The following is a 25,432-nucleotide window of genomic DNA, read 5'->3' on the forward strand; positions in this document are numbered from 1 at the left end:
CGTCATCCTCCGTCCGGCAGTGGGTGACCCGGGCGCCCGACCATGCCTGCGTCGGCGAACGAGTGCGCCATGTGCTGCGTGTCCATGTACTCCCGGATCGTTCTCACCCTGTCGCCCACGACCTCGTAGACGTTGGCGTAACGGTTGGTGTACGGGCTTCCGTCGCGGAAGAACCCGCTCCCCTCCGCCTCGGCCACGACCCACTCCTCTTCGGCGACCAGGCGGGTGATCTCCAGTTGTGGGCCGACCTCGTCGAAGAGCGCGAACGCCCCGGGGAGCACCTTGAGCATGGTCTCCCGGTCCATCGGCGTCCCCGCACCGGGCAGGTGACAGCTCATGATCGTGTAGCTGAAGTCCGGTGCGGCCATGCGGCCGACGCGGTCCCAGTCCTGGCGGTTGAGGGCGTCGACGAACGCCCGGACGACGTCCTTCGGGTCGGTTGCCATCAGAGATCTCCCCCGGTGAGGGTTGCCGCCCTGTTGAACGCCTCCTCGATACCGGCCGCACGCCCGGCGACCATGGGGTACCACTCGGGATGGGTGACGATGTGCGTCGCGCCCCGGGCCAGGGCCGCCAGCACGATGTCTCCCACCTCGGTCGGGTCGAGCCAGCGCAGCTTGGCCAACTCCTCGTTCTGCGAGATGTCGTTCTGCACGAAGCTGCTGCCCCGCGCCCCGCCGGGCCGGGTGCGCAGGCTCCGGGCGATGTTGCTGCGGACCGTGCCCGGTGCGAGCACCGCCGCCGCCACGTTCGAGCCCTCCCGCTCCAGCTCGTGGGACAGCGCCTCGGTGAGACCCATGATGGCGAACTTGGTGGTGGCGTACGCCCCGAGGCCCGGCATGTCGGCGACGAAGCCGCCCATGGACGAGGTGTTCACGAGGTACGCGGGCTCTCCGTGCCGCTTCAACAGGGGCAGGAAGGCGTCGACGCCGTGGATGACGCCGGAGAGGTTGACGTCGAGGATCCACTTCCAGTCGGCGAGGGTCATGTCGGCGAGGCGTGATTCGGGGGCGACCCCGGCGTTGTTGAAGACCAGGTGCACCTTTCCGAACCGTTCCACGACCTGGCCGGCCAGCGCCCGCACGCTCGCGGGGTCGGTGACGTCGGTGCGGATCCCGACCGCTCCGGTCTCCTCGGCTGTCGCTTCCAGCGGGCCCTGCTCGATATCGGCGATCACCACGTGCGCGCCGCGCTCCACCAGCCGCTGCGCGATGCCTCTGCCGATGCCGGACGCACCGCCGGTGACGACCGCGACGAGGCCGGTCACGTCCTTGATCCCGGTCATGAGCGCTCCCTGCGGTAGGCGGCCGGCCACACCCCGTGCCGGCCGGGCGAGAGGATGCCGTTCGGGTCCACCGCGTCCTTGATCCGCTCGACGAAGCGGCGGTAGGCGTGGTCGTTGAAGGAGTACTGGTCGGCCGCGAGGTCCATGAAGTCCAGGTGGGCGCGGTACTCGCCGTAGCCGAGCGCGCCCACCTCGCTGACCAGCGTCTTCGCGGTGTCCACCGCGGCACGCACCTGCTTCTCGTCGCGGGTGTCGAAGCTGATGCTGCTGACGACGATGGCGCTGCGGTCGTTGATGGGGAAGACCGCGCAGACGAAGTTCGTTCCGGCCCGGTCGGTGACCAGGCGGTGGATGACGTCCACCACCTTGCGGACCTCTCCCCCGGTGAGCGGAACCACCGGTGAGAAGCCGATGTGCCCGACGAAGTCCGGGAGGACCTCCATCAGGTCCATGCTGGGGATGCCGGCCTGGACCTTCTCCATGAACGTGGTCAGTTCGCCCCACTCATGGCGCAGGAAGGTGCGGTGGTGGTCCACCCGCGAGCCGTCGATGGCCGACCAGGCCGCGCGGACGCGCCGCAGGTGGTGTTCGACGACCGGGGCGTCTCCCCAGAGCGCGGTGCGCAGGCCCCAGCGTCCGAGGCCCGTGCGGGCGGCGAGATCGTCCAGAGCCGCTTCGCTCGCCGGGCCCTCCGCGCCCGCGAACTCTCCGAGCAGTTCGGGGAACTGCGCGGCCATGGTGATGGTGTTCTGCAGGTTCGGCACACCGCGGAGCACGCCGTCGAGGCGGAGTTCGCGGATGATGTCCACGGCCTGGGCGAGTTGGTCGTCTCGGGGGACGGTGAGGTAGATCGGGGCGTAGGCCTCGGGGCGGCGCTGGAGCCAGACTCCGGCGCGGGTGACGACCCCGTAGTTGGACTGGATGAACAGGGGGTCGAGGACGGGGCCGAGGCCGCGCTGGTAGACGTGCCAGGACGGGTTGTCGGGGACGGCGCCCATCCCGGTGCGCAGCACCTCGCCGTCCGCGAGGACGACCTCCATCCCGCACAGTTTCTGGAAGTCGGAGCCGTTCGGGCCGTAGGTGACGCCGTTGTCGAGGGAGTTGCCGATGACGCTCCCCCAGCCGAGGTCGGGGATCGAGCACCACAGGTCGCCGTTGCCGGAGGCCTCCAGCGCCTCGTACAGGTCGAACCAGCGCACACCCGGCTCGACCACGGCGTACGCCAGTTCGCGGTTGATCTCCAGGACCCGGTTCATCCGGCGGAAGCTGATCAGGAGGGAGCCGCGGACGCGGGGCGAGGGGCCGCCGTAGCCGTTGTTGCGGCCCTGCGAGGACGTCCACACCGGGACGCGGTGGTCGTTCGCGATGCGGATGATCTCGCGGACCTGCTCGGTGGTGGTGGGGAAGACGACGGCGGACGAGTCGTAGGTACGGTCGCCCTGGAACCAGTAGGGGTCGCGGTAGGTGTCGCGTTCGGCTTCGGAGAGCAGAACGGCGTCTGCGCCCACGGTCTCGGTCAGCCGGCGCACCATCTCCTCCGGCGGGCCGGTGCGCTCGTTCGCGGTAGCCGTCATCGGGACTCCTCCAGCCCGTCGAGCCAGGTGATGACCGGCTTGACCGTCTCCGCGGAGTTGGCCTCCAGGATCAGTCCGTGGCCGTTGCCGACGATGCCGGCGTCTTCCAGAGGAAGCAGTTCGGCGTCCGCGCCGACCGTGTTCAGGAAGTCGACCAGGGGCGGGGACTGCGCCGCGCTGCCGGACGCGCTGCCCGTGACGACGGCGATCGGGGTGCCGCTCAGGCCGGGGACGCGGTGGGCCGCGGGGTCGGCCTTGAGCTGTTCCGGGGCGTCGATGGGCGGTTCGGTGGTGAGTTCGGCGTAGGTGAGGCCGTAGGTGATCTCGCCGAGTCCGGGGAAGTCGGCGTAAGGAGGTCCCATCGGTTCGACCGCGACGATCGCCTTCACCAGGTCGGGGCGCCGGTTCGCGGCGAGCCAGCCGCCGGGACCGCCCGCGGAGTGGGTGACCAGCACGGCCGGGCCGATGCGGTCCAGCAGGGCGGCGAGGCGTTCGCCGTCCAGGCGCTGCCCCTCGGCGAAGTCCGCGAGGAAGAAGCCCATGGCCGAGGTGAGTTGCTGGAACTCCGGGCCGTCGAATCCGCGCTCCCAGGGCCACTGGGTGTGCGCGTCGGCGGCTTCCGGGGGCGCGAACAGGAAGCTCGCGAACTCCAGCGGGAGCGGCGGGGCGATCGGGCCGAGGCCGTCAGGGTGGTGCGGTGAGCGACCGTGCCCGGGGCGGTCGACGACGTAGACGGCGTACCCGGCGCGTACGAGGTCGTAGGCCCAGCCCTGTCGTCCGTCGGGGGTGCCGAGCCAGTCGGTGCCCTGGCCGCCGCCCCCGTGGACGAGAACGAGGGGGTGGGGGCGGGTGACCTCGGCGGGGGCCAGCCACTCGACGTAGAGGGGTCCGCGCGGGAGGGTGCCGTGCGGGGTGGGTATCTGTTCGCCCGGGATCCAGAAGAGGCCGGTGCGGATCGTGATCGGCTCGATCCGGTCGTCCAGATGGGGTGGTGTGTGGGTCATGCTCGGTCGTCCTGTCTCGCAGCGGCCCAACAGGGAAGGAATGTGCGGGAGTCGAGGTCAGCGGGGGTCGGGCGGCGGGATCTCCAGCAGCAGGTTGGCGGTGTTGCGGAACGCCTGCTCGCGCAGCATCGGGTTGCGGTGGGTGAGCAGCGAGCTCATGTCGCGGAAGATGCGCTCGAAGCGTTCACCTCGGCGCATGGATCCGGAGCCGACGACGCGCAGCAGATCGTGCTGGAGGGTCTCCCAGAGCTGGACGATGATCTCGCGGACCACGCAGGACAGGCTCCAGTCGTCGATGAACGTGTATTCTCGGGTGCCGTCGACCGTGCCGCGGCAGTACTCGGCGTGCTGTGCGATGACGCCGTCCAGGGCCAGTTCGGCGGTCCTGATCTTCGTCCAGGCGGCGCCGTAGTGGCGCTGGTAGTCCACGTCGTGCAGGCGCAGCTGGACCGGCGGGAGCGGCGTCTTGCGGGTGCGCATGAGGTGTTCGAACTCGTCGAGGGCGTGGTAGAGGCCGCCGACGGCGAGGCTGGCGAGGGAGACGGTGAACGTCAGCAGGCCACGCCCGGCGTACATGGGGTTGCCGTGCAGCCGGGAGCCGACCGTGCCGTCCTTCACCGGGATGTCGATCATGTTGGCGTCCTCGATGACCAGGTCGGCCGCGACGAACGCGTCGGTGAAGCGGATGCTCTCGGAGCCGGTGGCCTTGAGGCCGGTGGACTCGCCCCAGTTGTGCAGCCGCTCGAAGGTGTCCAGGGGCGCGAGGAACATGCCCATCACGGGGGCGGCCCCCTCCTCCTGCTCGACCATGCACTGGCCGAGGTACCAGGTGGAGTGGGGGATGCCGGAGCAGTAGTCGACCACGCCGTCGAGGACATAGCCGCCGTCGGTCCGCTTCGCCCTGACCGTGGGCGCGGAGACCGACGCGGCACGGAAGTCGCGGTTGCCGAAGGCCCGGTCCTGAACCTCCTCGGGGTACCAGGAGGCCACGTGCAGAGCGTGGTTGGCGGCCAGTGCGAAGCACCAGGCGCTGCCCATGTCGCCACGGGCGAGTTCCTTGCAGACCTCGAAGAACGTCCTGGGCGAGACCTCCAGGCCGCCGTAGGTCTTCGGTACGAACATGTCGTAGAAGCCGTGGGCGAGGAACTGCTCGTGCAGGTCCGGGGGGAGGTGGGTCAGCTTCTCCGCCTCCTCCTGGCGGGCCAGGAGTTCCTCGCGCATCGCGCGGGCCCGTCCGACGAGTTCCTCCTCGGAGGGTGCGTCGAGGCCGGGCTGGGCGGGGGCGTGGACTGTGGTCATCTGATCTCCTATGCGTCCTGAAGGGCGTGGCCCTGGTCAGCCGACGGGGTGGGTGTCGGCGGAGCGGCGCAGCTGGTCCTCACGGCGCATCTCCAGCGGGCGCTGCGCGTGCTGGCGGAGGACGGCCAGGACCTGCGCCAGGTCGCCGGCCTCGTACCCCTCGACGAGCCTGCGGTGGTCGTCGAGGAGGGAGCTGGAGGCGTAGCTCGCCGCGTCGAGGGCGCGCAGGTTGAGTCCCGGCAGGCAGAGCCGGCGGTAGGTGTCGAGGAGGATCGCCGAGCCGGCCAGCTCCACCATGTACTCGTGGAAGCGTTCGTTGGCCCGGACCCAGCCCTCGGGGTCGGTGAAGTGGCCGTCCTTGACGAAGCCGAGGGTGTCCTCCATCAGCTCGCGCAGCCGGGCGAGCCGGCCGTCGGCGGCCCTGCCGACGGTCAGTTCGGCGACGCCGGTCTCGATGGCGAGCTTGGCCCTGTAGACCTCGTCGATGATCGAGTCGGGGACGGGGGTGATGAGGTACTCCCCTGCCTTTCGCCGGACGATCCCCTCGTCGGCGAGGGCGACCAGGGCGCGGTGGACCCGTCCCGCGTCGACGCCGAGCTCCTCGGCCCAGCGGCCGGTGTCGATGACCTCCTCGACGTCACTGCCGGCGTCGAGGACACGGGCGCGGACCTCGCGCAGGACGGCGGCCTCGGGCGCGGTCTGCATCCGGCCGAAGCGGCCACGGAAGTAGGCGAGCGGATGACCGGGGTACGACATCGCCTCATCGACATGGGCGAGGAAGACGTAGTGGGTCCCGGCCTCGACCTGCTCGGCGACGCGGCAGATGAGGTGCGCGATGGCTCCGACCAGGAGGGGTGAGCCGTTGGAGGCGGTCTCGATGGGCACACCGTCGTACTTGTCCGGGACGCGGGAGGCGAACCGGGTGGCCAGGTCCACGTGGTCCTCCGCGAGGACGTTCACCGCGAAGGAGCCGCTGTCGCGGACGGCCGCGGCGGTGGCCGAGTTGCGATTGAGGCAGATCAGCAGCATCGGCGGATCGTCCGTGAGGGAGCTGACCGCGCTCGCCGTGCTGCCGTAGCGCGTGCCGTCCTGCTCCGTCGTGATGACGGTGACGCCGGTGGCGAACCGCCCGATGACGTCGCGGAACTCCCGCGCGGTGACCGGGCTGGGCCCGGACTGGTTGACGACGGACGGCGTGGACATCACAACCAACTCCTCTGAGGTCCCGGCACATCGACGAGCACGTCGAGGGGACTGTATGACGATCGCACAATGACGTAAAGAGGAAGGCCGGGGGCCTCCGTCTGGGTTATCCCGCTGATGAGCGGTTCCATCTGGCGCCATCCTCTGCACGACGATAATATCGTCATACAAAGTTACCTGTCGAGAGGAGAGCTCGATGAGCGCAAGCCTGTACGCCGCGGACTCCGCGCCCCCGTCTGCGGCGGAGGGCACAGTCGACCACCTCCTCGGAGTGGCGACCCGGCTCCGCCCGGTCCTGCGGGCCGCGCAGGCGGAGCACGAAACGCTCGGCGGCTACTCGGAGGTGATCCACAAACAGCTGCTCGACGCCGGCTTCTACCGGATGCTCCAGCCGAAGCGGTACGGCGGCCTGGAGCTGCCGCTGGAGGACTTCCTGCGGGTCGCCGTGGAGATCTCGCGCGGTGACCCGGGCGTCGGGTGGTCGTTCGTGCTGGGCGCCGGGCACGCGTGGCACATCGCGTCCTTCTTCTCCGAGCAGGCCCAGGAAGAGCTGTTCGCTCAGGACGTCATCGCGCCAGGCCGCACCATCCCTCGCGGCCGGGCGGTCCGCACCGCGCGCGGCTACCGGCTCAGCGGCACCTGGGACTACTGCTCGGGCTCGATGTGGAGCACCCATGCCATGCTCGTCGCACCGACCTTCACCGAGCGGGAGGAGCCGCTCGGGCTGCGCGCGTATCTCGTGCCGCGGCGCGACTACGAGATCCTCGACGACTGGGGCGGCGACCACGTCCTCGGCATGCGGGCCTCCAGCTCCAACTCGGTCCGTGTCGAGGACGCCCTCGTGCCCGAACACCTCAGCGTGGTCTACGACTTCAAGGACCACACGCTCGGCGAGCACGGCACGGTCGGATACCGGCTGCACGGCAACCCGATGTATCTGGGCCGCACCCTCGCCTTCTTCAACTGCGAACTCGTCGCCACCCAGATCGGGGCGGCCTGGGCCGCCTTCGACGCCTTCGACGAGCTGATGACCGCCCGCCCCACGAGCTTTCCGCCGATGATGCCGCGCACCGAGTCGCCGGAGTTCCACCGCTGGTACGGCAAGCTGCTCGCCCAGATCGACGCCGGCGAGACCCTGCTGCTCGGCGCGATGCGGCAGTACACCGAGCTGGGCCGGCGCTGGGAGCGCACCCGTCAGGAGTTCACGCCCGAGGAGGACGCCCGGCTGCGCGGAGTCATCCTGCAGGGCGCTCAGCTCGCCAACCAGGCCGTGGACCTGGCCTTCTCCACCGCCGGGTCCAGTTCGGCACGCACGGGTTCGCCGCTGGAGAAGTACTACCGGGACGTGGCGATGTTCAGGACGCATATCGCCGCCAAGTGGGATGTCACATACGGGTCGGTGTCGCGCTACCACTTCGGCCAGCCGCTGACGTTCTGACAGTGCGCCGGAGGGGCCGAGTCGTTCTCTTCCCGGCCCCTCCGGTGCACTGTCGCGCGCCGTGCGCTGTCATGCCTTGTGGTGCCCCTCCAGCCTCTTCAGGCCCTCCAGGGCGTTCGCGGCAACGCGTCGCATATGCCTGGTGTAGACCTCGACCGCCGTGTCCGCGTCCCGCTCCCTGACCGCGGCGACGATGTCACGCAGCTCCGAGATCACCTCGGAGTGGTTCGTCGACATGCCCTTGACGACCAGCACGCGCACCTTGGCCTGGACGCCGTCCACGAGCTGCCGGAGCACCTCGCTGCCGACGCCGTCGTGGAGTACGGCGTTGAAGGCGCGCCGCGCCTCCAGGACCTCGCGGGGCTCGACGTTCTCCCGCGAGGCGACCTCGGCGAAGTGTTCCGCCGCCGCTTCGAGGGCGTGGACCTTCGAGCGTGGAGCCTTCTCGACGAACCGGCGCACGAGCAGGGTCTCCAACGCGCACCGGACGTCGTAGAGATCGCGTGCCTCGTCGTGGGTGGGCGCCGCGACCACGGCTCCCTTCTGCGGGACGACCTTGATCAGGCCTTCGGAGGTCAGCTCACGCAGGGCTTCGCGGACGGTGGTGCGGGAGACGTCGAGCTGCTCCACGAGTTCCCGTTCGACGAGCCGCCGGCCCGGTTCCAGGCGGAAGTCGAGGATCGCCTCGCGCAGCGCCGTGACGACCTGCTCGCGCAGGGGTGCGGCGATGCGGCCGACGGGGCTGGTGGCCCAGGCCGAGGCGAGGGAGTTCGCGGTCGGGGGTGGGGGGGCGGGCTTCGAGGCGGCCGGAGTGGCCCCCGTCCTTGGCGCTGGCATGGTCCCTCTCCTCAGAAGACGAACACGCCCGAGAGGTCCTCGAGGCGTTCGGACCGCCGAAGCGCGGTGTTGATGTCGTCGAGGCGGTAGGTGGAGGTGATGAGGGGCGCCGGGTCGAGTGCTCCGCGCTCCAGGAGACGGATGTAGGCGGGGAGGTCGCGGCGCATCCGGACGTTGCCGTTCTGGGTGCTGAGCACCCGGCGGCTGTGGATCGCGAGCGGGATCTGCGAGAACGAGACCTCACCCGACGCGTCCTTCAGGCCGGAGAGCACCACTGTCCCGGCCCGCCGTGAGAGTTCGAGGGCCAGCCGCTGGGCGGACGGGGGGCCGGCTGCCTCGACGACCTTGTCGGCCCCTCGTCCCTGCGTCACGTCCCGTACGGCGGCCAGCGCGTCCTCGGGTGCGACGGCCACCGTGGCACCCACCTCGAGCGCCACCTCGCGGCGGTGCTCCCGGGGTTCGACGACGACCACTTCGCGGGCCCCCGCCAGGCGAGCGGCCTGTACGGCCCACAGGCCCACGTGTCCCGCCCCCACCACCGCGACGGCGTCGTCCGGCCCGACCCGGGCGACGTTCAGGACGGCCCCCACCCCGGTGGTGATACCGCATCCGAGGAGGGAGATCACCTCCCAGGACAGGTCGGTGTCCACGGGGAAGGCCTGGTTCCGCGAGACGCTCATGATCTCGGCGTATCCGCCCACGCAGCCCGCCGCGTTCACCAGCAGACCGTCGGAGGTACGCGCCACGTCCGGGTAGACGCCGCCGAGGTCGAAGAGCTCGGCGCACTGGTCGGGGTGGCCGGCGGCGCAGTAGAAGCAGTCGCCGCACTCGGGTGTGCCGGGGACGACGACCCGCTGTCCGACCTCGATGCCGCGGACCTCGCCGCCGACCTCGATCACCTCGCCGACGGCGGCGTGGCCGAGGATCGTCGGGGGGACCTTGCCGAGGCGGCCGTGGAAGCTGGTCACGTCGGTGGAGCAGAACGGGGTCGCCTTCGTGCGGACCAGGACCCGGGTCGGGGCGAGGTCGAGGAGTTCGACCTCCTCGACGGTCAAGGGCTGTTCGAAGCCGCGGAGGAGGGCGGCGCGCATGGTCGGCATCGTCTTCATCGTGTCGTCTCCTGTTCCGCGGCCGCTGCCCGGTGGCGTGCGAGGAGCGCCTCGTCCGTCACCGAGACGTCCCACAGTCCCGCTCCCCCGCCTCTGCGGTTGGTGTTCTGCACGCTGGCGCCGCCGTCGACGGAGAAGACCTCGCCGGTGACGTAGCTCGACTCGTCGCTGAGCAGGAAGGCGACCGTCGCAGCCACCTCGTCCGGGCGGCCCGCCCGCCGCAGCGGCGAGGTGCCCGCGCGGCGGCGCATGTCGGCCATCCCGGCCTCGCCGAAGATCGGGGTGGGCACGATGCCGGGCGCCACGGCGTTCACCCGCACGCCGATGGGACCGCCGTACACGGCGGCGCCGTGGACCAGGCCGACCGTGCCGTGCTTGGACGTGGTGTACGCGAGCAGGTCGTTGCTGCCGCGCAGTCCGGCGATGGACGCGGTGACGACGATCGAGCCGACGCCGCCGCGCTCCAGGTAGTGACGGAACGCCGCGCGTACGCCGAGGAAGGGGCCGCGCAGGTTGACGGCCATCACCTGCTCCCACTCCTCCACGGTCACGTCGACGAGATCGGCGAGGGATCCGGCGATCCCGGCGTTGAGATGGTGCAGGTCCACCTGTCCGAAGGCGTCCAGGGCGGCCCGCATGTAGGTGTCGACGCCGGTCTCGGTCGTCACGTCCGCCCCGACGCCGACGACGTCCCCGCCGGCCGACGAGGCGACCTCCTTGGCCGCCGCCTCGTCGAGGTCGACGGCGACGACCTTCACGCCCTCCTCAACGAGCCGCTCCACGGTGGCTCGTCCGAGGCCGCCGGCGGCTCCGGTGACGACGGCCGTCCTCCCGGCCAGTCCACGCAGTGTCATTGTCCTTCTGCTCCCGTCTGTCGCAGGGATCGGGCTTGTTCCTCGCGCAGCACGGGCAGCGCCTGGAGAGCGCTCTGCATGCCCATCACCGCGGCGATCTCCATGACTTCGAGCAGCTCGCCGACGGTCGCTCCGTAACCGAGCGCGTTGTCCATGTGCAACTTCCACCCCTTGACGTAGAGGTGGGTGGAGGCACAGTCGAAGGCCGTGTAGACGAACTCCCTGACCTTGGGCTCCAGTGAGCCGTGCTCCCAGGACACCGAGGAGAAGTCGGTGTAGGCCTCGAACATCTCGGGGTCGAGTTCGAGGATCTCGTCCCAGAACTCGTGCCAGTAGCCGCGGTTCTCGGTGAACCGCTCTTTCAGCTCCTGCTGGTGGGCGTCGAGTTCGGCCGGGCCGTCGCGCAGGCCGCGTTCCTGGAGAAGCTCGGCGAGCAGGGGCACTCCGATGTTCATCGCGTGGATGCCCAGGGTCGTGGTGAGTTCGACGACCTCGGTGATCTCGCCCGGCGCGGCACCGAGTTCGAGTGCCCGGCGGATGTGGCGCCGTACGCCGGGTGCGTACATGTGGGTGGCGGCGGCGTCGACGGCCAGGTAGATCAGCTCGCGGGTCTTGGGGTCGAGGTGCCCCTTGCGCTGCGGGACGCCGGCCAGCCGTACGTAGGCGGCGAGGAGGTGGGGCGCGAGTTCGAGGACCGCCTGCCACTGCTCGTCCCAGGCACCGTGCAACTCGACCACGGCCTCGCGGAGTCGGAGTGTGTCCTGGGTCGGTGTGCTCATCCGGTCACCGGCTCTCGGTCGGCGGCGCCCGCGTAGGCCCAGCGGGCGATCTCGGTGTGGTCCGCGGTGTCGGGCAGGGTGGCGAGCGCCTGTTCCCAGAGGGCCACGGCGTGGTCGGTGAGGGAGCCGGCCACACCGAGTTCACGGGCCAGGCCGACGGCGATGCGCATGTCCTTGACCATGAGCCTCATGCCGAAGCCGGAGTCGTAGGTGCCGGGGAGCACGAAGTTCGGGAACTTGTTGTCGGTCGAACCGCTGCGACCGCTGGAGGAGTTGATCAGTTCGACCATGACCGCCGGGTCGAGCCCGAACCGCTCACCGGCGCGGACGCCCTCGGCCGTGGCGAGCAGATGGGTGGCGGAGAGCAGGTTGTTGATGGCCTTGAGGGCGTGTCCCGCGCCGACCTCACCGGCCCGCCGGGCGGTGCCCAGGGTGGCGAGCAGGGGGGAGAGCCGCTTCAGCTCGTCCTCGGCACCGCCCACCATGATGGTGAGCCTGCCGTTCTCCGCACCTTTGACGCCGCCGGAGACGGGTGCGTCGATGAGTGTGACGCCGCGGGCTTCGAGGCTCGCGGCAAGGCGCCGGGTGGACATCGGGTCGGAGGAGCTCATGTCCACGACCGTGCTGCCCTCGCCCAGTGCCGCCAGGACGGCGGGGTCACCGAGGACCGCCTCGACGACCCCGCTGCTCGGGAGCATGAGGACGACGACGTCGGCGTTCCGTGCGGCTTCGGCAGCGGTCTCCGCGGTACGGCCGCCCGCCCCGTCGAGCGCGGCGCGGGCCTGTGGCACGGGGTCGCAGCCGGTTACGGGGTATCCGGCGCGGACCAGGCGCGCGGACATCGGCCCGCCCATGTTGCCCAGGCCGACGAAGGCGACCGCGGGAAGGGCTTCGGAGTGGTCAGTCATCGCCCTTGGCCTCGTTCAGGACCTGCTCGGCGACCCGGAAGGACTCCAGTGCCGCCGGGACGCCGACGTAGACGGCCGTCTGGAGCAGCACTTCCTGGATCTCCTCGACGGTCGCCCCGTTGGTGAGGGCTCCCTTGACGTGGACTGCGAGTTCGTGGTTGCGGCCCAGGGCGGTGAGCATGGCGAGGTTGACCAGGCTGCGGGTACGCCGTTCGAGGCCGGGGCGGCTCCACACGGCGCCCCAGCAGTACTCGGTGACCAGTTCCTGTATGGGGCGGGCGAAGTCGCTGACCTGGGCCAGCGACCGGGCGACGTGGTCGGCTCCGAGCACGGCCTTGCGGATGGCGAGGCCCGCCTCATAGGTGTCGTGGTGGGTGACGTCGCGGGCGCTGACGTCGGTGGTGAGCGGTTCGACGGTCATGATGTCTCAGTCCTCTGCGGTGAGCGGGCGGTTGTACTGCTCGGGGGCGACCTCCTCGGCCCAGGCGGTGGCCCCGAGCGAGATGGCCGTGTGGGTCATGAAGGAGTCGGGGGCGGCGCCGTGCCAGTGCCGCTCGCCCGGCGGGCACCACACGGTGTCGCCGGCCCGCAGAGGACGGACGCCGTCCTGCTCGGTCGCGACGTATCCGCTTCCGGCGAGCACCTGGAGGATCTGGCCGTGTTCGTGGGTGTGCCAGTAGGTGCGGGCGCCCGGTGCGAAGTTGACGGTGTTGATGGTCACGCCGTCGGTGGCGGGCATGGTGAGGTAGGCGTGCACCGTGCCGCTGAACTGCGAGCCGGTCTTGGTGCCTGCTCCGTGCTGGGTGGTTCCGTGGATCAGCTTCACTACGTGTCCTTTCCGGCGTCGTGGGCGCCGCCGTGGACGCGGACGCGCCCGGAGACGTCGCCGATCGCGTCGACGACGGTGTTGCTGATGTCCTGCGCGTAGCCCAGCTGGAGGGCGAGGCCGAAGGAGGCCAGCGGGGCGGCGGAGTTGGGGCTGGCGACGCCGAGACCGGTGACGAGGTCGACGTAGGCGAGGACGTCCTTCATCATCAGCGCGTTGGTGAGGCCGCCCTTGAGGTAGTCACCGTGGATGATCTTCGGGAAACGGTTCTGTGTCGCGAAGTTGACACCCGAGCTGGTGTTGAGCACGTCCAGGAGGACCTGGAGGTCGAGTCCCGCCTTGCGTCCGGCCACCATCACCTCGGCGGTGGCGGACAGGGCGATGGCGTTGAGGAAGTTGTTGAGCAGCTTGGCCGTGTGGCCCGCGCCTGCCGTTCCGCAGTGGAAGACATTGACGGAGAAGGCGTCGAGCAGTGGGCGCACATGGTCGAGGGTGGCGGTGTCCCCGCCGACCATGAGGGTGAGGGCGCCTTTCTCGGCCGCCGCCGCGCCGCCGGAGATCCCGGCGTCGAGCAGGGTGGCGCCACGCTGGGCGAGTGCGCGGTGAAGGCGAACGGTGGAGTCGGGTGCCGAGGTGCTCAGGTCGACGACGGCCTGCCCTTCCCTGGCACCGGCCAGCAGGCCCTCCTGGCCGAGGACCACGGCCTCGACGACCTTGCTCTCCGGGAGGGAGAGCAGCACGACGTCACATCGCCGGGTCACCTCGGCGACGGACGCGGCCGGGGTGGCTCCGCAGGCGGTGATGTTCTCCGGGCGGGTGTCGTGTCCGAGTACCTGGTGCCCGGCGCCCACCAGGCGGCGGGCCATCCGGCCGCCCATGTTGCCGAGTCCGATGAAGCCCACCGGCGGCGTCGGGGCGCTGGTCATGCTGTTGCTCCTTCGTTTCGCGGGGCGCCGATCACCGCGGTGAACTCCCCCATCGGGCCGTCGAGCCGCCGGTGCCGGTCGAGTACGTGCGGGTCGTGGCCGGGGACGAGGATCGCCTCGCGGTCCGCGATGACCTGCTTCATGAAGTCGAAGCCCCGGTACATCGCCTCCAGGTCGGCGACCACGAGGAACGGCAGGTCGCGTTCCAGTTCCTCGTAGTAGTGCGTGGCGTCGGAGGCGAGCAGGACGAGCCCCTCGTCGGTTCTGACGGTGAGGATCGCCTGCCCCGGTGAGTGGCCGCCGAGTTCGATCAGCTCCACGCCGGGCGCGATCTCCTCGTGGCCGCGGTGGAACACCATGCGGCCCTGCTCGTGGACCCTGCGCAGATGGTCGATCTCGGTCTCTTCGACGGTGTGGTGGAACTGGAAGCGCTGCGCGCAGTCGCCGGTCCAGAAGTCGAACTCGGTACGCGGCACGATCACCTTGGCGTCCGGGAAGAGGTTCACGTTGCCGGCGTGGTCGTAGTGGGCGTGCGTGAGGACCACCGTGGAGTCGGCCGGCTCGACGCCCAGGCGCCGCAGTGCCTCACCGGGGTGGATGAGGTGGCCGCGGTCCCGGTTGCGCCCGCCGAGCTCGCTGTATCCGGTGTCGACGACGATGGTGCGCCGTTCGTTGCGGACGACCCAGACGTAGTAGTCCATCCCGATCGGGCCGTCGGGTTCGCCGTACAGGTGGTGGTTGAGGAAGACCAGACCGCGGGTCGTCGTGCGGGACGCGTACCGCACGATGAGGACTTCGTACGTGTCGTCGGTGGGCGATCGACTCACGGTATCTCCGTATTATTGTCCGACAAAGTACGGGCGGCACGTTAGCGCAGACCAAACGCCCTGACAACGGGGGCGATCGGTGCGATCACCCCGACGACCATGCCCGATTCGGGTCTCCCCATTGACATTGGGCCGTCATATCGTATGACAATCATACCGCTGACTTCCCCAGAGAAGGAGACTCGAGCAATGACGTATCTCGTCGGCTCCCACCACGTGACGCTGTCCGTGGGTGGCGCGCAGGAGGACGTGGACTTCCACACCAGGGTCCTGGGCATGCGCTTCATCAAGAAGACCGTGCTGTACGACGGTTCCGCGCCGATCTACCACTTCTACTACTCCAACGCGAACGGCGACCCGTCCTCGGTGGTCACCACGTTCCCCTGGGCGCAGGCCGGGGTGTACGGCAAGCGGGGCACCAACCAGGCGCGCGAGGTGCTCCTCTCCGTCCCCGCCGACTCACTCGACTACTGGACGAAGCGGCTCGCACAGCACGACATCCGCTCCCGGCGTTTCGAGGCCCTCGGTACCGGACGCGTCGCCTTCGAGCACCCGTCCGGCATCGAGTACGTCCTGGTCGGCAACGAGAACGACCCGCGCGAGGGCTTCACGGGCAACGGCGTGGACGCCGCGGCAGCCGTCCACGGCATCCACGGCGTGGGCCTCCACGTGTACGACCAGGACCGCATGGTCGACTTCGGCAACGACGCCTTCTTCTCCCAGGGCAAGGTCTCGGAGGAGGGTGACCTCGCCTCCTTCCAGGTCGGCACCCAGGGGTACGGCAACTTCATCGAGCTGCGCGGAAACCGTGCCGACGACCAGGGCACCTGGCACTTCGGGGCCGGCACCTACCACCACTTCGCGTGGAACCTCGACACGCTGGAGAACCAGTCCGCGGTGAAGTTCGAGATCGAGGGCGCCGGCTACACCGACATCTCCGAGCTCAAGGACCGCACCTACTTCAAGTCCCACTACGTGCGGACCCCGGGCGGCGCCCTGTTCGAGCTGGCGGTCACGGACGACGCCGGCGGCTGGGACTGCGACGAGTCCCCCGAGGAACTCGGCAAGAACTTCATGCTGCCGCCGCAGTTCGAGAGCGAGCGCGAGAGCATCCTGTCGCGCCTGGAGCCGGTCACGACCGACTGACGATCCCGCCGTACACCCGGTGCCCGGGCGCGCCGGACGCGCCCGGGCCCCCGACCTCCCACCAGGAACGAACAGTGAGCCTCACCTTCGAGAACATCACGCTCGGCCAGCGCGTCGTCTTCGGCCACGGACGCGCCACCCGGAATCTGGCCGCGGAGATCGACCGGCTGGGCGCCCGCAGGGTCATGGTGATCGCCGCTCCGGCCGAGTCCGTGACCGCCGACCGCGTCACCGCCGGCCTGCCGGTGGTGCTGCGGCACAGCGACGTACGCCCCCATGTCCCCGTCGAGCAGGCCGAGGCCGCCCGGGCCGCAGCCGCCGAGTGCGGCGCGGACCTGATCGTGTGCGTGGGCGGCGGGTCCACCACCGGTCTGGCCAAGGCGGTCGCACTCACCACCCGGCTGCCGATCGTCGCCGTGCCCACGACGTACGCCGGTTCCGAGGCCACGAACGTCTGGGGGCTCACGGAGGACTCCCGCAAGACCACGGGCGTCGACGACGCGGTCCTCCCGGTCACGGTGGTGTACGACTCCCACCTCACCCTGTCCCTGCCCGTCGGCCTCTCGGTGGCCTCGGGGCTGAACGCCATCGCCCACTGTGTCGACTCCATGTGGGCCCCACGCGCCAACCCCGTGAACCAGGCCCTCGCGATGGAGGGTCTGCGGGCGGTGGCGGACGGGCTGCGCCGCGTCGTACGGGACCCGGAGGACATCGACGGGCGTGACGCCACGCTGTACGGCTGCTACCTGTCCGGGGTGGCCTTCGCCTCCGCCGGGTCGGGGCTGCACCACAAGATCTGCCATGTACTGGGCGGCGCGTACGACCTCCCGCACGCGCAGACCCACGCCACCGTGCTGCCGTACGTACTGGAACTGAACGCCCCGGGAACCCCGGCCACGGCGCACCGGATCGCCGCCGCGCTGGACGGCACCACCCCGTTGGCGGGACTGAACGCACTGCGCGAGGAACTCGACGCCCCGCGCGCCCTGGCCGACCACGGAATGCGACGCGAGGACATCCCCGAGGCGGCCCGGCTGATCCTGCCGTACGTGCCACGGAACAACCCCGTCCGGGTGGACGCCGAAGCCCTGACCGACCTGCTCACCCGCGCCTGGGCCGGGGAGCCACCACGAGACAGTGAGGCGGACTGAGATGAACACGACGGCATTCGGTGTCAGGCCCGGCAACCCGCATCTCTCCGTGCCGCCCCTGCTGCGCGGCGCGCCTCTGGCCGACGCCGGACTGGTCGTGTACGCGGTGCACGGACGGGGCCAGGGCCCCGGATTCATGGTCGGTCAGTACGAGCGGGTGAACCTGCCCGGGGTCGCGTGGGTGATCCCCGGCGCCGACGGCGACACCTGGTACCCACGGGGCTTCATGGAGCCGCTGGAGGCGAACCAGCCGCACCTCGACCACGCGCTCGACGCGGTGCGGACCCACCTCGCCGACCTCGCCCGCGCGGGCTGGGCCGCCCAGGATGTGGTCCTGTTCGGCTTCTCCCAGGGTGCTTGTCTGCTCTCCGAGTACCTGCTGCGGGACCAGCCCTCGTGCGCGGGGGCCTTCCTGCACACCGGTGGCCATCTGGGGCCCGAGGCCGCACCCTGGCCGGCCGAGCCGGGAAACGCTCTGCCGGGCACCGAGATCGTGTTGCTGTGCGCGGAGGAGGACGAGTTCGTGCCGCTCCCCCGCGCCGAGCGGACGGCCGGCGCACTGGCCGCGCTGGGCGCCCGGGTCGAGTTCACGACGTACGACGATCCCCTGCACCACCTCAACGAGGACTCGGTCGTGCGCCTGCGGCGTTTGCTGCGCACGCGCCTGCTGGAACGGGTCGAGATCATCGACGAGGCCCCCGCGCGTCCCGGCGCAGAAGCATAGAAATGGCGCCACACGAGGCATTGATTGTATGACGATGTCGCCGTAGCCTCGCTGCCGTGGAGCACGAAGGCTCAGGGGCAAGGAAGCCCCACTCGCGTCTGGAGTCGGCGGCGGTACTGGCCGACTCCAGGCAGCGCGTCCTGCGGACGGTACGCGAGGACATCTGCTGGTCACGGTTGACACCGGGCCAGCGGCTCGACGTGAACGTCGTCATGGCCCGCACCGGCGTCTCCCGGGCCGTGGTGCGCCAGGCCCTTCGTGACCTCTCCGAGCAGGGCTGGCTGACCAGCCCCGACGAGGGCTCCGTCGTCTGTGTGCCCTCGCCGGAGGAGGCCGCCGAGATCGACGAGGTACGACGCGCCCTGGAGGAGGTCACGGTGCGCCGCTTCATCGCGCAGGCCTCCGACTCCCAGCTGCGGGCGCTGCACGGCACCCTGCTGGAGTTCGAGGCACTGGCGGAGCTGCCGCCGGACCCCGCGGCCCTGCTCCACGCGCGGGACAACTTCTACGGCCTGCTGCTGCGCGCCGCCGGCGTGATGACCACGCTGGACGCCTTGGCCAAACTGCGGACGCGGATCGTCGTACTGATGTGCGCCTCACTGTGTTCACCCGGCCGCGCCCGGGTCGCGGGCGCCGAGCTGCGCGCGATCTACGACGCCCTGGCCGACCGCGATGCCGAACGCGCGGTCCGGGCCTGCTGCACCCATGTGGACCGGTCCTACCAGGCGGCCTTCAGCGCACTGGCGGACCTCGACGCCAACGGGTCCGGCACACCCCGCGACTGACCGTCCGCGCCGGCCGTGCGGCGGCCGTCGATCCCCCTCTGCGGGTGCTGCTCCCCCATTGCCATACGCGGAAATTTTGTATGACAATCATACGCACATACCGTCCGAGCAGCTCGCACCGCTGGAGCCCACATGAGTACCGGTACCTCCGCAGCAGCACCCGCCCTCGTGCGGGGCCCCGCACTCCGCCGAGCCGCACGCCGGCGACGGTTCGCCTTCTACGGGCCCGCGTTCGTCGCCGCCGTGGCCTACGTCGACCCGGGCAACTTCGCGACCAACGTCCAGGCGGGAGCCCGTCACGGCTATCTGCTCGTGTGGGTCCTCGTCGCGGCGTGCGCGGTCGCGATGTTCATCCAGTACCTCTCCGCGAAGACCGGCCTGGCCACCGGCCGGGACCTGCCGACGCTCTGCCGGGACAACTTTCCCCGTCCGGTCGTCAGGGGGCTCTGGGTGCAGGCCGAGATCGTGGCCATGGCCACCGACCTCGCGGAGTTCGTGGGCGCGGCGATCGGTCTCTATCTTCTCTTCGGAGTGCCGATGCTGCCTGCCGCGCTGATCACCGCGGTGGTGAGCTTCGCGATCCTGGCCCTCCAGCAGCGTGGCCACCGCCCGTTCGAGCTGGCGATCGTGTTCCTGCTCTCGATCATCGCCCTGGGTTTCGCCTACACCGTCATCGCGGCCGGCGGGCAGTCCGCCTCGGGACTGACAGCGGGAATGGTCCCGGAGTTCCGCGGCACCGACTCGGTGGTCCTGGCCATCGGCATCATCGGCGCGACCGTCATGCCGCACGTCATCTATCTGCACTCGGCTCTCACCGCGCAGCGGCAGCGGCCGCAGGGGACCACGGAGCGCCGGCGCGCCCTGCGCACCCTGCGCGTGGACACCGTGGCGGGGCTGAGCCTGGCCGGGCTGATCAACCTGTCCATGCTCTGTGTCGCGGCCGCCGTCTTCCATGGCACGGCCGGGGACTTCGACGGGAGTCTGGGGAGCGCCCACGAGGGCTTCGGCCGGCTCGTGGGCGGCGGCGCGGCGCTGGCCTTCGCCGCCGCACTGCTGGCCTCCGGCCTCTCCTCCTCGGGTGTGGGCACCTACTCCGGCCAGGTCATCATGGAGGGCTTCCTGCGCATCCGGGTCCCGCTGTTCCTGCGCCGGGCCCTCACCATGGCGCCCGCGCTGGCGGTCCTCGCGCTAGGGGTTCCGCCGGACACGGTACTGCTGATGTCGCAGGTGGTGCTCTCCTTCGGGATCCCCTTCGCGCTCGTCCCGCTGGTCCTGCTCAGCCGCCGCCGGGATCTGATGGGGGATCTGGTCAACCGTCGCGTGACGACGTTCGTCGGATGGGTGGCGGCGCTGCTCATCTCCGGGATCAACGTGTACCTGCTTCAGCAGGTGCTCTTCGGCTGAGGCGCTCGCACCAGCGGGATGCCGGGGCTCTCAGCGAGGTCCCCGGCCAACAGCGTCATCACCACGCACAGCCGCTTCGCGCCGAGCACACGACCGCGCCCTGGCCGGGTGAGCAGAACATGTACCGGGTCAAGGGGTCGTCGACCATCCCGGAGGCCGAACCCCCGCGCCGGTCAGTTGACGGCCAGGACCGCCGTGTTGTTCGTGACGTCCGGGTCGAAGTCGAACGGGTACTCGCCGAACTCGCCGAACGGGGGATGGATACTCACGGCGCCGGTCGCGCCGGGCACCACGGTGTCGACGCGCACGGAGAACGCGAACGTGCGCTGGGTGTCCTCCAGGACCCAGTACCGCAGGTTGCAGTCGTATCGCGGGGCGCCCGTCTGCCTCGGGTAGTAGCCGCCGTCGAGGGTTCGCGGGGAGCAGCCGGACGGTACGCCGGTGACCCTGGTGCCCGTGGGCACGATCAGCCGGACCTCGGCGACCGGGTCACCGGAACCGAGGTTGCCGAACCAGGCCGGGCCGTTGTTCTTGAACGTGAGCTCGGCCGTGACTGTCTCGCCCGCCGCGCCGGAGATGGCGTCACCGGTCACGGAGAAGTCCGCGGTGTTCTCCGCGCGGATCTGGAGGATTGCGTAGTCGTTCTGGGAGTCGATGTCCTGGGCGCCGCCGCCCGGCTCGATATCGATGTCGAGCCGCTCGTTCAGCGCGTGCGGAGCGAGTCGCACCGTCAGCGGCTCGGGCAGCTCGAAGGAGTCGCCCGGCGCCAGCACCTGATCGAACGTGCAGATGGCGTTGGTCGACGGTGCGTAGTCGTTGCCGTCCGTCGTGGCATAGGTGCACGCGTCGTACCGGGTCAGATCCGTCAGGCCGTACGAGGCGGAGAGCTTGACGGTGAACCCTTCCGCGCTCTCGTTGCCGTTGTTGGTGATCTTCAACGGAATCGCCCGCTCGTCGCCGGGCTGACCGTCCGCGATGTCGCCGACGGGATCGATGGCGAGGTCGGGCCCGGAGCCGACGGTGAGCGTGGTGTCGGCGCTCTCGAGCGGCGCGGTGAGCGTACCGTCGGGACCGCCGGTGGCCGTGGCCTCGTAGGTGATCCTGCCCTGTGCGCCGACTCCGGCACCGTCGGCCGCACGCACCGTCAGGAACACCTGGTCCTCGTAGTCGCCCCCGATCGCGGGCACCACGGGAACGTCGCACACCGCGCTCGTGCCGCTCGGCGTGCAGTTGTCCGGCCACGTCACCTCAGCGACCCCGGTGAGGCCGGAGACGTCGACGGTGAGCCTGCCGTTGGTCACTGCGAAGTTCTCGTTGTCGTGGTAGATGCCGACGCCCAGAGTGCGGGACTGCGGCCGACCGCCGTCGGTGCCGAGCGGCAGCGTTCGTTCGTACGGCTCGTTGATCGACAACTGGTCGGTCTGCGGCGGGGCGTCCGCGGCGAACGCGGGCGCGGCGAGGCCGGCCGTCAGCAGGCCGGCCGTCACCGCCACGGCGGCCCCGGATCTGAGGCGTAAGGGGCGTCCAGCAGAGAACCGTCTCATTGCTGCCTCCAGGGTGTGATGTCGTGAATGACGCGCCCGCAGCCCCGGTGCGCCGGCAGGATCATCACATGGCAGGGCAGCCCGCCGCGCCTGGGTTTTCCGGCCCTGTGGGAGAACATCCGACAGTCGTCACACACTCAGACTTGTTGTCACCATGGCTGGCTCCGTGGGCGTCACAGCCAGTTGAGCGCTGACGCCGGTTCAGGTGGCAGGGGGCTGTCGGTGGCTGGTGACAGGATCGCCTACATGCCGCTCCTGCTGAGTTGTCCATCCGGTACGGCGCTGGCCTGGAACATCCGGCGGATGACCTCGACGGCCCGTCTCAGGTGCGGCTCCGTGCGGTCGGAGCGGTGGGCGACGGCGAGTTCGACCGTCGCGGCCGGGCGGACCAGCGGCCGGTAGGTGACGCCCCCGAGTGCCAGTGCCGTCACCGGCTCGGGTACGACGGCGACGCCGAGCCCGCCGGCGACGAGCGTGACCAGGGTGGAGGTCTCGCCGACCTCGTGCCGGACGTGCGGGTCGACGCCGGCGTCCCGGAGGAGTCCGAGCACCAGGCCGTACATCACCGAGCGCCGGTCGGCGGAGTGGACGATGAGATCGCTGCGCCCCAGGTCCCCCACCCTGATCTGTTTCCGCCGGGCCAGGGGATGGTCGGCGGGCAGAGCGACCACCAGCCGGTCGCGCCTCAAAGGCGTGACGGTGACCGCCAGATCGGCGACCGGCGGCCGCAGCAGGGCGATGTCGATCTCACCGGCCCGCAGGGCCTCGACCTGGTCCGGCGCGAGCATCTCGCCGCGGAAGGCGAAGTCCACGCCGGGCAGTTCGGCCGCAAGGTGGCGCGACAGTGCCGGGAGCAGGCTGTAGGTCGCGGAGCCGACGCAGCCGATCGCGAGGTGACCGACTGCTCCGGCCGCGACCCGACGGGCCTCGTGTGCGGCCTCGTCGACGTCGGCGAGGATCACGCGTGCCCGGTCCAGGTAGGCACGGCCGGCGTCGGTGAGGTCGACGCGGCGCGTGGTGCGGTGCAGAAGCTTCACCCCCAGCTCCGACTCCAGCTGGCGGATCGCCTGCGAGAGCGGCGACTGTGCCATGTGGAGCCGGTCTGCGGCGCGGCCGAAGTGACGCTCCTCGGCGACGGCGACGAAGTACGTGAGGTGACGCAGATGAACCACTAAGACGTGCCTCATCTCAATCAGGTCGGATATTGGTCCTTCACCGTATCAAGGCGGCTGCCTAACGTGGTCGGCATGACAGCTTTCGTCTATGCCGCCGCACGCACACCGTTCGGGCGTTTCAACGGCGCTCTCGCGGGCGTCCGCCCCGACGATCTCGCGGCGAACGCGATCAACGGCCTCCTCGGCAAGGTCCCCGGTCTCGACTCCGCCGCGATCGACGAGATCGTGTGGGGCAACGCCAACCAGGCGGGTGAGGACAATCGGAACGTCGGCCGGATGGCGGGCCTCCTGGCCGGGCTCCCCGTCTCCGTGCCCGCCACCACGGTCAACCGGCTGTGCGGCTCGTCGCTCGACGCCGCGATCATCGGCTCGCGGACCATCGACGTGGGAGAGGCCGACGTCGTGCTGGTCGGTGGCGTGGAGTCGATGACGCGAGCGCCGTGGGTGCTCCCCAAGCCCGACCGCGCGTTCCCCGCCGGCCATGTCACCGCGGTCTCCACCACGCTGGGTTGGCGGCTGGTGAACCCCCGGATGCCAGCGCAGTGGACGGTGTCGCTGGGCGAGTGCAACGAGCAGCTTCAGGAGCGGTTCGGCATCTCGCGCGAGCGGCAGGACGCCTTCGCCGTCCGCTCCCACCGGCTGGCCGCCGCGGCCTGGGACGAAGGGTTCTACGACGATCTGGTCGTGCCCGTCGACGGCGCCGGACTCACCCGCGACGAGGGCATCCGGGCCGACTCCACCGTCGAGAAGCTGGCCGCGCTGAAGCCGTCGTTCCGCAAGGACGGGACCATCACCGCGGGCAACGCCTCGCCGCTCAACGACGGTGCTTCGGCCGTGCTGCTGGGCTCCGAGGCGGCGGCGGACATCATCGGCCACGAGCCGCCGGCCAGGATCGCCGGCCGGGGCGCCTGCGCTCTGGAGCCGCAGGCGTTCGGGTTCGCGCCGGTCGAGGCCGCCGAGCGCGCGCTCGCGCGGGCCGGCGTGAAGTGGGACCAGGTCGGCGCGGTGGAGCTCAACGAGGCGTTCGCGGTGCAGGCCCTCGCCTGCGTGGACGCCTGGGGCATCGATCCCGACATCGTGAACGTCAAGGGCGGCGCCCTCGCCCTCGGCCACCCCCTCGGCGCCTCCGGCAGCCGCCTCCTCGGAACGCTCACGAAGGTGCTGGCCGAACGCGGCGAACGGTACGGCGTGGCGGCGATCTGCATCGGCGTCGGGCAGGCGCTCGCCGTGGTGCTGGAGAACGTGGAGGCCGACCGGTGAGCCGGGCGCAGGTACTGGAGCGCGTCGACGAGGCGGTGGCCGGGATCGAGGACGGCAGCACCGTCCTGGTGAGCGGCTTCGGGCCGGCCGGGATGCCCTTCGACCTCGTCGACGGGCTCATCCGGCAGGGCGCGAAGGACCTGACAGTCGTCAGCAACAACGCCGGCAACGGCGAGGTCGGCCTGGCGGCGCTGCTCCGGGCCGGGCGCGTGCGGAAGGTGATCTGCTCCTTCCCCCGGCAGAGCGACTCCTACGTCTTCGACGAGCTCTACCGCAGCGGCAAGGTCGAGCTCGAAGTGGTCCCCCAGGGCAACCTGGCGGAGCGGCTGCGGGCGGCCGGGGCGGGCATCGGCGCGTTCTACTGCCCGACGGCGGTCGGTACCCCGCTCGCCGAGGGCAAGGAGGTGCGCACCATCGACGGGCGCACGTACCTCCTTGAGTACCCGATCAAGGGCGACGTCGCCCTCATCGGCGCCCACCGTGCCGACGGGATGGGCAACCTCGTCTACCGCAAGACCGCTCGCAACTTCGGTCCTGTCATGGCCACCGCCGCCGCCCTGACGGTCGTCCAGGTCGCCGAAGTCGTGCCCGTCGGCTCCCTCGACCCCGAGGCGGTCGTGACGCCGGGCGTCTACGTCGACCGGGTCGTGAAGGTCCAGCCGCGTCAGTACCTGACCCGAGGAGCCCGCTGATGGCACTCACCCCCGACGAACTCGCCGCCGTCGTCGCCCGCGACATCCCGGCCGGCTCCTACGTCAATCTGGGCATCGGCCACCCGACCAGGATCGCCGACCATCTGCCGGCGGACTCCGGCATCGTCCTGCACACCGAGAACGGCATGCTCCATATGGGCCCCGCCGCCGTCGGCGACGGGATCGACCCGGACCTGACCAACGCCGGCAAGGTGCCGGTGACCGAACTGGCGGGCGCGTCGTACTTCCATCACGCCGACTCCTTCGCGATGATACGCGGCGGCCATCTCGACGTCTGCGTGCTCGGCGCCTACCAGGTCGCGTTCAACGGGGACCTGGCCAACTGGCACACCGGCCGCCCCGACGACATCCCGGCTGTCGGCGGCGCCATGGACCTGGCCATCGGCGCGAAGGACGTCTACGTGATGATGACGCTCTTCACCAAGAACGGCTCCCCCAAGCTCGTGCCGGCCTGTACCTACCCCCTCACCGGGCGGACCTGCGTGAGCCGCGTCTACACCGACCACGGCGTCTTCGATCTCTCCCGCGGCGAAGTGAGGATCCTGGAGACATACGGCACCACTCACGAGGCCCTGTCGGCTCGCCTCGGACTCGACCGCGTCCACTGACATGCCACGCCCGCGCGAGGCCCTTGCGTGGACGCCGGTGCCGAGGCCATGAC

At 70.4% G+C, this 25,432-nt stretch carries 26 protein-coding genes; 9 read left to right on the top strand and 17 right to left on the bottom strand.

Features of this window, described 5'->3' with window-relative positions:
* Positions 1–2: 2 nt before the first annotated feature.
* The 6 genes from ABZ490_RS40370 to ABZ490_RS40395 are packed head-to-tail and all read right to left on the bottom strand — an operon-like array spanning position 3 to position 6,365.
* Positions 3–446, bottom strand: coding sequence for a nuclear transport factor 2 family protein (locus ABZ490_RS40370; RefSeq protein ID WP_359002240.1), 444 nt, complete (start codon positions 444–446; stop codon positions 3–5).
* Positions 446–1,285: an SDR family NAD(P)-dependent oxidoreductase gene (locus ABZ490_RS40375; protein ID WP_359002242.1), complete on the bottom strand. Its 840-nt coding sequence runs from the start codon at positions 1,283–1,285 to the stop codon at positions 446–448. The genes ABZ490_RS40370 and ABZ490_RS40375 overlap by 1 nt, the downstream gene beginning before the upstream one ends.
* Positions 1,282–2,859, bottom strand: coding sequence for an FAD-binding oxidoreductase (locus tag ABZ490_RS40380; RefSeq protein ID WP_359002244.1), 1,578 nt, complete (start codon positions 2,857–2,859; stop codon positions 1,282–1,284). The genes ABZ490_RS40375 and ABZ490_RS40380 overlap by 4 nt, the downstream gene beginning before the upstream one ends.
* Complete coding sequence (locus tag ABZ490_RS40385; RefSeq protein WP_359002246.1) at positions 2,856–3,863, bottom strand: alpha/beta fold hydrolase; 1,008 nt, start codon at positions 3,861–3,863, stop codon at positions 2,856–2,858. The genes ABZ490_RS40380 and ABZ490_RS40385 overlap by 4 nt, the downstream gene beginning before the upstream one ends.
* A gap of 57 nt (positions 3,864–3,920) precedes the next feature.
* Positions 3,921–5,162 carry an acyl-CoA dehydrogenase family protein gene (locus ABZ490_RS40390; RefSeq protein ID WP_359002248.1) on the bottom strand — a complete coding sequence of 414 codons (1,242 nt, stop codon included), beginning with the start codon at positions 5,160–5,162 and terminating at the stop codon, positions 3,921–3,923.
* Positions 5,163–5,198: 36 nt separating this feature from the next.
* The gene (locus ABZ490_RS40395) at positions 5,199–6,365 is read right to left on the bottom strand and encodes a flavin reductase (protein WP_359002250.1); all 1,167 of its coding nucleotides are present in this window, start codon (positions 6,363–6,365) and stop codon (positions 5,199–5,201) included.
* Between the two features lie 196 nt (positions 6,366–6,561).
* Between ABZ490_RS40395 and ABZ490_RS40400 the strand changes: the two genes are divergently transcribed.
* Positions 6,562–7,803: an acyl-CoA dehydrogenase family protein gene (locus ABZ490_RS40400; protein WP_359002252.1), complete on the top strand. Its 1,242-nt coding sequence runs from the start codon at positions 6,562–6,564 to the stop codon at positions 7,801–7,803.
* Positions 7,804–7,872: 69 nt separating this feature from the next.
* On the opposite strand, the gene ABZ490_RS40405 is transcribed toward ABZ490_RS40400, so the two are convergent.
* From ABZ490_RS40405 to ABZ490_RS40445, 9 genes are read right to left on the bottom strand one after another with little or no spacing between them, the layout of a single operon-like run.
* Positions 7,873–8,640, bottom strand: coding sequence for a GntR family transcriptional regulator (locus ABZ490_RS40405; protein ID WP_359002254.1), 768 nt, complete (start codon positions 8,638–8,640; stop codon positions 7,873–7,875).
* Positions 8,641–8,651: 11 nt separating this feature from the next.
* The gene (locus ABZ490_RS40410) at positions 8,652–9,749 is read right to left on the bottom strand and encodes a zinc-binding dehydrogenase (protein WP_359002256.1); all 1,098 of its coding nucleotides are present in this window, start codon (positions 9,747–9,749) and stop codon (positions 8,652–8,654) included.
* Positions 9,746–10,603 (bottom strand): SDR family oxidoreductase, encoded by an 858-nt coding sequence (locus ABZ490_RS40415; protein WP_359002258.1) that lies wholly within the window; start codon positions 10,601–10,603, stop codon positions 9,746–9,748. The genes ABZ490_RS40410 and ABZ490_RS40415 overlap by 4 nt, the downstream gene beginning before the upstream one ends.
* The gene (locus ABZ490_RS40420; RefSeq protein WP_359002260.1) at positions 10,600–11,382 is read right to left on the bottom strand and encodes a carboxymuconolactone decarboxylase family protein; all 783 of its coding nucleotides are present in this window, start codon (positions 11,380–11,382) and stop codon (positions 10,600–10,602) included. The genes ABZ490_RS40415 and ABZ490_RS40420 overlap by 4 nt, the downstream gene beginning before the upstream one ends.
* Entirely contained in the window at positions 11,379–12,290 is a 912-nt protein-coding gene (locus ABZ490_RS40425) for an NAD(P)-dependent oxidoreductase (protein ID WP_359002262.1), read from the bottom strand. The genes ABZ490_RS40420 and ABZ490_RS40425 overlap by 4 nt, the downstream gene beginning before the upstream one ends.
* Positions 12,283–12,711, bottom strand: coding sequence for a 4-carboxymuconolactone decarboxylase (gene pcaC, locus ABZ490_RS40430; RefSeq protein WP_359002264.1), 429 nt, complete (start codon positions 12,709–12,711; stop codon positions 12,283–12,285). The genes ABZ490_RS40425 and pcaC overlap by 8 nt, the downstream gene beginning before the upstream one ends.
* A 6-nt stretch (positions 12,712–12,717) precedes the next feature.
* Complete coding sequence (locus ABZ490_RS40435) at positions 12,718–13,116, bottom strand: cupin domain-containing protein (protein WP_359002266.1); 399 nt, start codon at positions 13,114–13,116, stop codon at positions 12,718–12,720.
* Positions 13,116–14,042 carry an NAD(P)-dependent oxidoreductase gene (locus ABZ490_RS40440; RefSeq protein ID WP_359002268.1) on the bottom strand — a complete coding sequence of 309 codons (927 nt, stop codon included), beginning with the start codon at positions 14,040–14,042 and terminating at the stop codon, positions 13,116–13,118. Before ABZ490_RS40440 ends, ABZ490_RS40435 begins: the two co-directional genes overlap by 1 nt.
* Complete coding sequence (locus ABZ490_RS40445) at positions 14,039–14,869, bottom strand: N-acyl homoserine lactonase family protein (protein ID WP_359002270.1); 831 nt, start codon at positions 14,867–14,869, stop codon at positions 14,039–14,041. The genes ABZ490_RS40440 and ABZ490_RS40445 overlap by 4 nt, the downstream gene beginning before the upstream one ends.
* 189 nt (positions 14,870–15,058) lie before the next feature.
* Between ABZ490_RS40445 and ABZ490_RS40450 the strand changes: the two genes are divergently transcribed.
* The 5 genes from ABZ490_RS40450 to ABZ490_RS40470 all read left to right on the top strand — a co-directional run bounded on the left by ABZ490_RS40450 (position 15,059) and on the right by ABZ490_RS40470 (position 20,079).
* Positions 15,059–16,015, top strand: a complete 957-nt coding sequence (locus tag ABZ490_RS40450) for a VOC family protein (protein WP_359002272.1) — start codon at positions 15,059–15,061, stop codon at positions 16,013–16,015.
* A 74-nt stretch (positions 16,016–16,089) separates the two neighbouring features.
* Complete coding sequence (locus ABZ490_RS40455) at positions 16,090–17,166, top strand: maleylacetate reductase (protein WP_359002274.1); 1,077 nt, start codon at positions 16,090–16,092, stop codon at positions 17,164–17,166.
* A gap of 1 nt (position 17,167) precedes the next feature.
* Positions 17,168–17,890: a hypothetical protein gene (locus ABZ490_RS40460; protein ID WP_359002276.1), complete on the top strand. Its 723-nt coding sequence runs from the start codon at positions 17,168–17,170 to the stop codon at positions 17,888–17,890.
* A gap of 56 nt (positions 17,891–17,946) precedes the next feature.
* Positions 17,947–18,675, top strand: a complete 729-nt coding sequence (locus ABZ490_RS40465; RefSeq protein WP_359002278.1) for a GntR family transcriptional regulator — start codon at positions 17,947–17,949, stop codon at positions 18,673–18,675.
* Between the two features lie 132 nt (positions 18,676–18,807).
* The gene (locus tag ABZ490_RS40470; RefSeq protein WP_359002280.1) at positions 18,808–20,079 is read left to right on the top strand and encodes an Nramp family divalent metal transporter; all 1,272 of its coding nucleotides are present in this window, start codon (positions 18,808–18,810) and stop codon (positions 20,077–20,079) included.
* 173 nt (positions 20,080–20,252) lie between these two features.
* Here ABZ490_RS40470 and ABZ490_RS40475 read toward each other — a convergent pair whose 3' ends face one another.
* Together ABZ490_RS40475 and ABZ490_RS40480 are read right to left on the bottom strand one after the other, a co-directional pair.
* Positions 20,253–21,572, bottom strand: coding sequence for a hypothetical protein (locus ABZ490_RS40475; RefSeq protein WP_359002282.1), 1,320 nt, complete (start codon positions 21,570–21,572; stop codon positions 20,253–20,255).
* A 293-nt stretch (positions 21,573–21,865) separates the two neighbouring features.
* Positions 21,866–22,795 carry a LysR substrate-binding domain-containing protein gene (locus tag ABZ490_RS40480; protein ID WP_359002284.1) on the bottom strand — a complete coding sequence of 310 codons (930 nt, stop codon included), beginning with the start codon at positions 22,793–22,795 and terminating at the stop codon, positions 21,866–21,868.
* A 75-nt stretch (positions 22,796–22,870) separates the two neighbouring features.
* On the opposite strand from ABZ490_RS40480, the gene ABZ490_RS40485 reads away from it, so the two are divergent.
* Genes ABZ490_RS40485 through ABZ490_RS40495 form a run of 3 tightly spaced genes read left to right on the top strand, consistent with a single transcriptional unit; the run spans position 22,871 to position 25,379 of the window.
* On the top strand, positions 22,871–24,058 hold the full coding sequence (locus ABZ490_RS40485; RefSeq protein WP_359002286.1) for a thiolase family protein: 1,188 nt from the start codon (positions 22,871–22,873) through the stop codon (positions 24,056–24,058).
* Complete coding sequence (locus ABZ490_RS40490) at positions 24,055–24,750, top strand: 3-oxoacid CoA-transferase subunit A (protein ID WP_359002288.1); 696 nt, start codon at positions 24,055–24,057, stop codon at positions 24,748–24,750. Before ABZ490_RS40485 ends, ABZ490_RS40490 begins: the two co-directional genes overlap by 4 nt.
* Positions 24,750–25,379, top strand: coding sequence for a 3-oxoacid CoA-transferase subunit B (locus tag ABZ490_RS40495; protein WP_359002290.1), 630 nt, complete (start codon positions 24,750–24,752; stop codon positions 25,377–25,379). Before ABZ490_RS40490 ends, ABZ490_RS40495 begins: the two co-directional genes overlap by 1 nt.
* Positions 25,380–25,432 lie beyond the last annotated feature (53 nt).

Source organism: Streptomyces sp. NPDC005811, from assembly GCF_040630405.1.
Lineage (GTDB): Bacteria > Actinomycetota > Actinomycetes > Streptomycetales > Streptomycetaceae > Streptomyces.

Coding starts and splice junctions, on each gene's coding strand:
- ABZ490_RS40370 (WP_359002240.1), bottom strand. CDS start 446: ATGGCAACCGACCCGAAGGACGTCGTCCGGGCGTTCGTCGACGCCCTC.
- ABZ490_RS40375 (WP_359002242.1), bottom strand. CDS start 1,285: ATGACCGGGATCAAGGACGTGACCGGCCTCGTCGCGGTCGTCACCGGC.
- ABZ490_RS40380 (WP_359002244.1), bottom strand. CDS start 2,859: ATGACGGCTACCGCGAACGAGCGCACCGGCCCGCCGGAGGAGATGGTG.
- ABZ490_RS40385 (WP_359002246.1), bottom strand. CDS start 3,863: ATGACCCACACACCACCCCATCTGGACGACCGGATCGAGCCGATCACG.
- ABZ490_RS40390 (WP_359002248.1), bottom strand. CDS start 5,162: ATGACCACAGTCCACGCCCCCGCCCAGCCCGGCCTCGACGCACCCTCC.
- ABZ490_RS40395 (WP_359002250.1), bottom strand. CDS start 6,365: ATGTCCACGCCGTCCGTCGTCAACCAGTCCGGGCCCAGCCCGGTCACC.
- ABZ490_RS40400 (WP_359002252.1), top strand. CDS start 6,562: ATGAGCGCAAGCCTGTACGCCGCGGACTCCGCGCCCCCGTCTGCGGCG.
- ABZ490_RS40405 (WP_359002254.1), bottom strand. CDS start 8,640: ATGCCAGCGCCAAGGACGGGGGCCACTCCGGCCGCCTCGAAGCCCGCC.
- ABZ490_RS40410 (WP_359002256.1), bottom strand. CDS start 9,749: ATGAAGACGATGCCGACCATGCGCGCCGCCCTCCTCCGCGGCTTCGAA.
- ABZ490_RS40415 (WP_359002258.1), bottom strand. CDS start 10,603: ATGACACTGCGTGGACTGGCCGGGAGGACGGCCGTCGTCACCGGAGCC.
- ABZ490_RS40420 (WP_359002260.1), bottom strand. CDS start 11,382: ATGAGCACACCGACCCAGGACACACTCCGACTCCGCGAGGCCGTGGTC.
- ABZ490_RS40425 (WP_359002262.1), bottom strand. CDS start 12,290: ATGACTGACCACTCCGAAGCCCTTCCCGCGGTCGCCTTCGTCGGCCTG.
- pcaC (WP_359002264.1), bottom strand. CDS start 12,711: ATGACCGTCGAACCGCTCACCACCGACGTCAGCGCCCGCGACGTCACC.
- ABZ490_RS40440 (WP_359002268.1), bottom strand. CDS start 14,042: ATGACCAGCGCCCCGACGCCGCCGGTGGGCTTCATCGGACTCGGCAAC.
- ABZ490_RS40450 (WP_359002272.1), top strand. CDS start 15,059: ATGACGTATCTCGTCGGCTCCCACCACGTGACGCTGTCCGTGGGTGGC.
- ABZ490_RS40460 (WP_359002276.1), top strand. CDS start 17,168: ATGAACACGACGGCATTCGGTGTCAGGCCCGGCAACCCGCATCTCTCC.
- ABZ490_RS40470 (WP_359002280.1), top strand. CDS start 18,808: ATGAGTACCGGTACCTCCGCAGCAGCACCCGCCCTCGTGCGGGGCCCC.
- ABZ490_RS40485 (WP_359002286.1), top strand. CDS start 22,871: ATGACAGCTTTCGTCTATGCCGCCGCACGCACACCGTTCGGGCGTTTC.
- ABZ490_RS40495 (WP_359002290.1), top strand. CDS start 24,750: ATGGCACTCACCCCCGACGAACTCGCCGCCGTCGTCGCCCGCGACATC.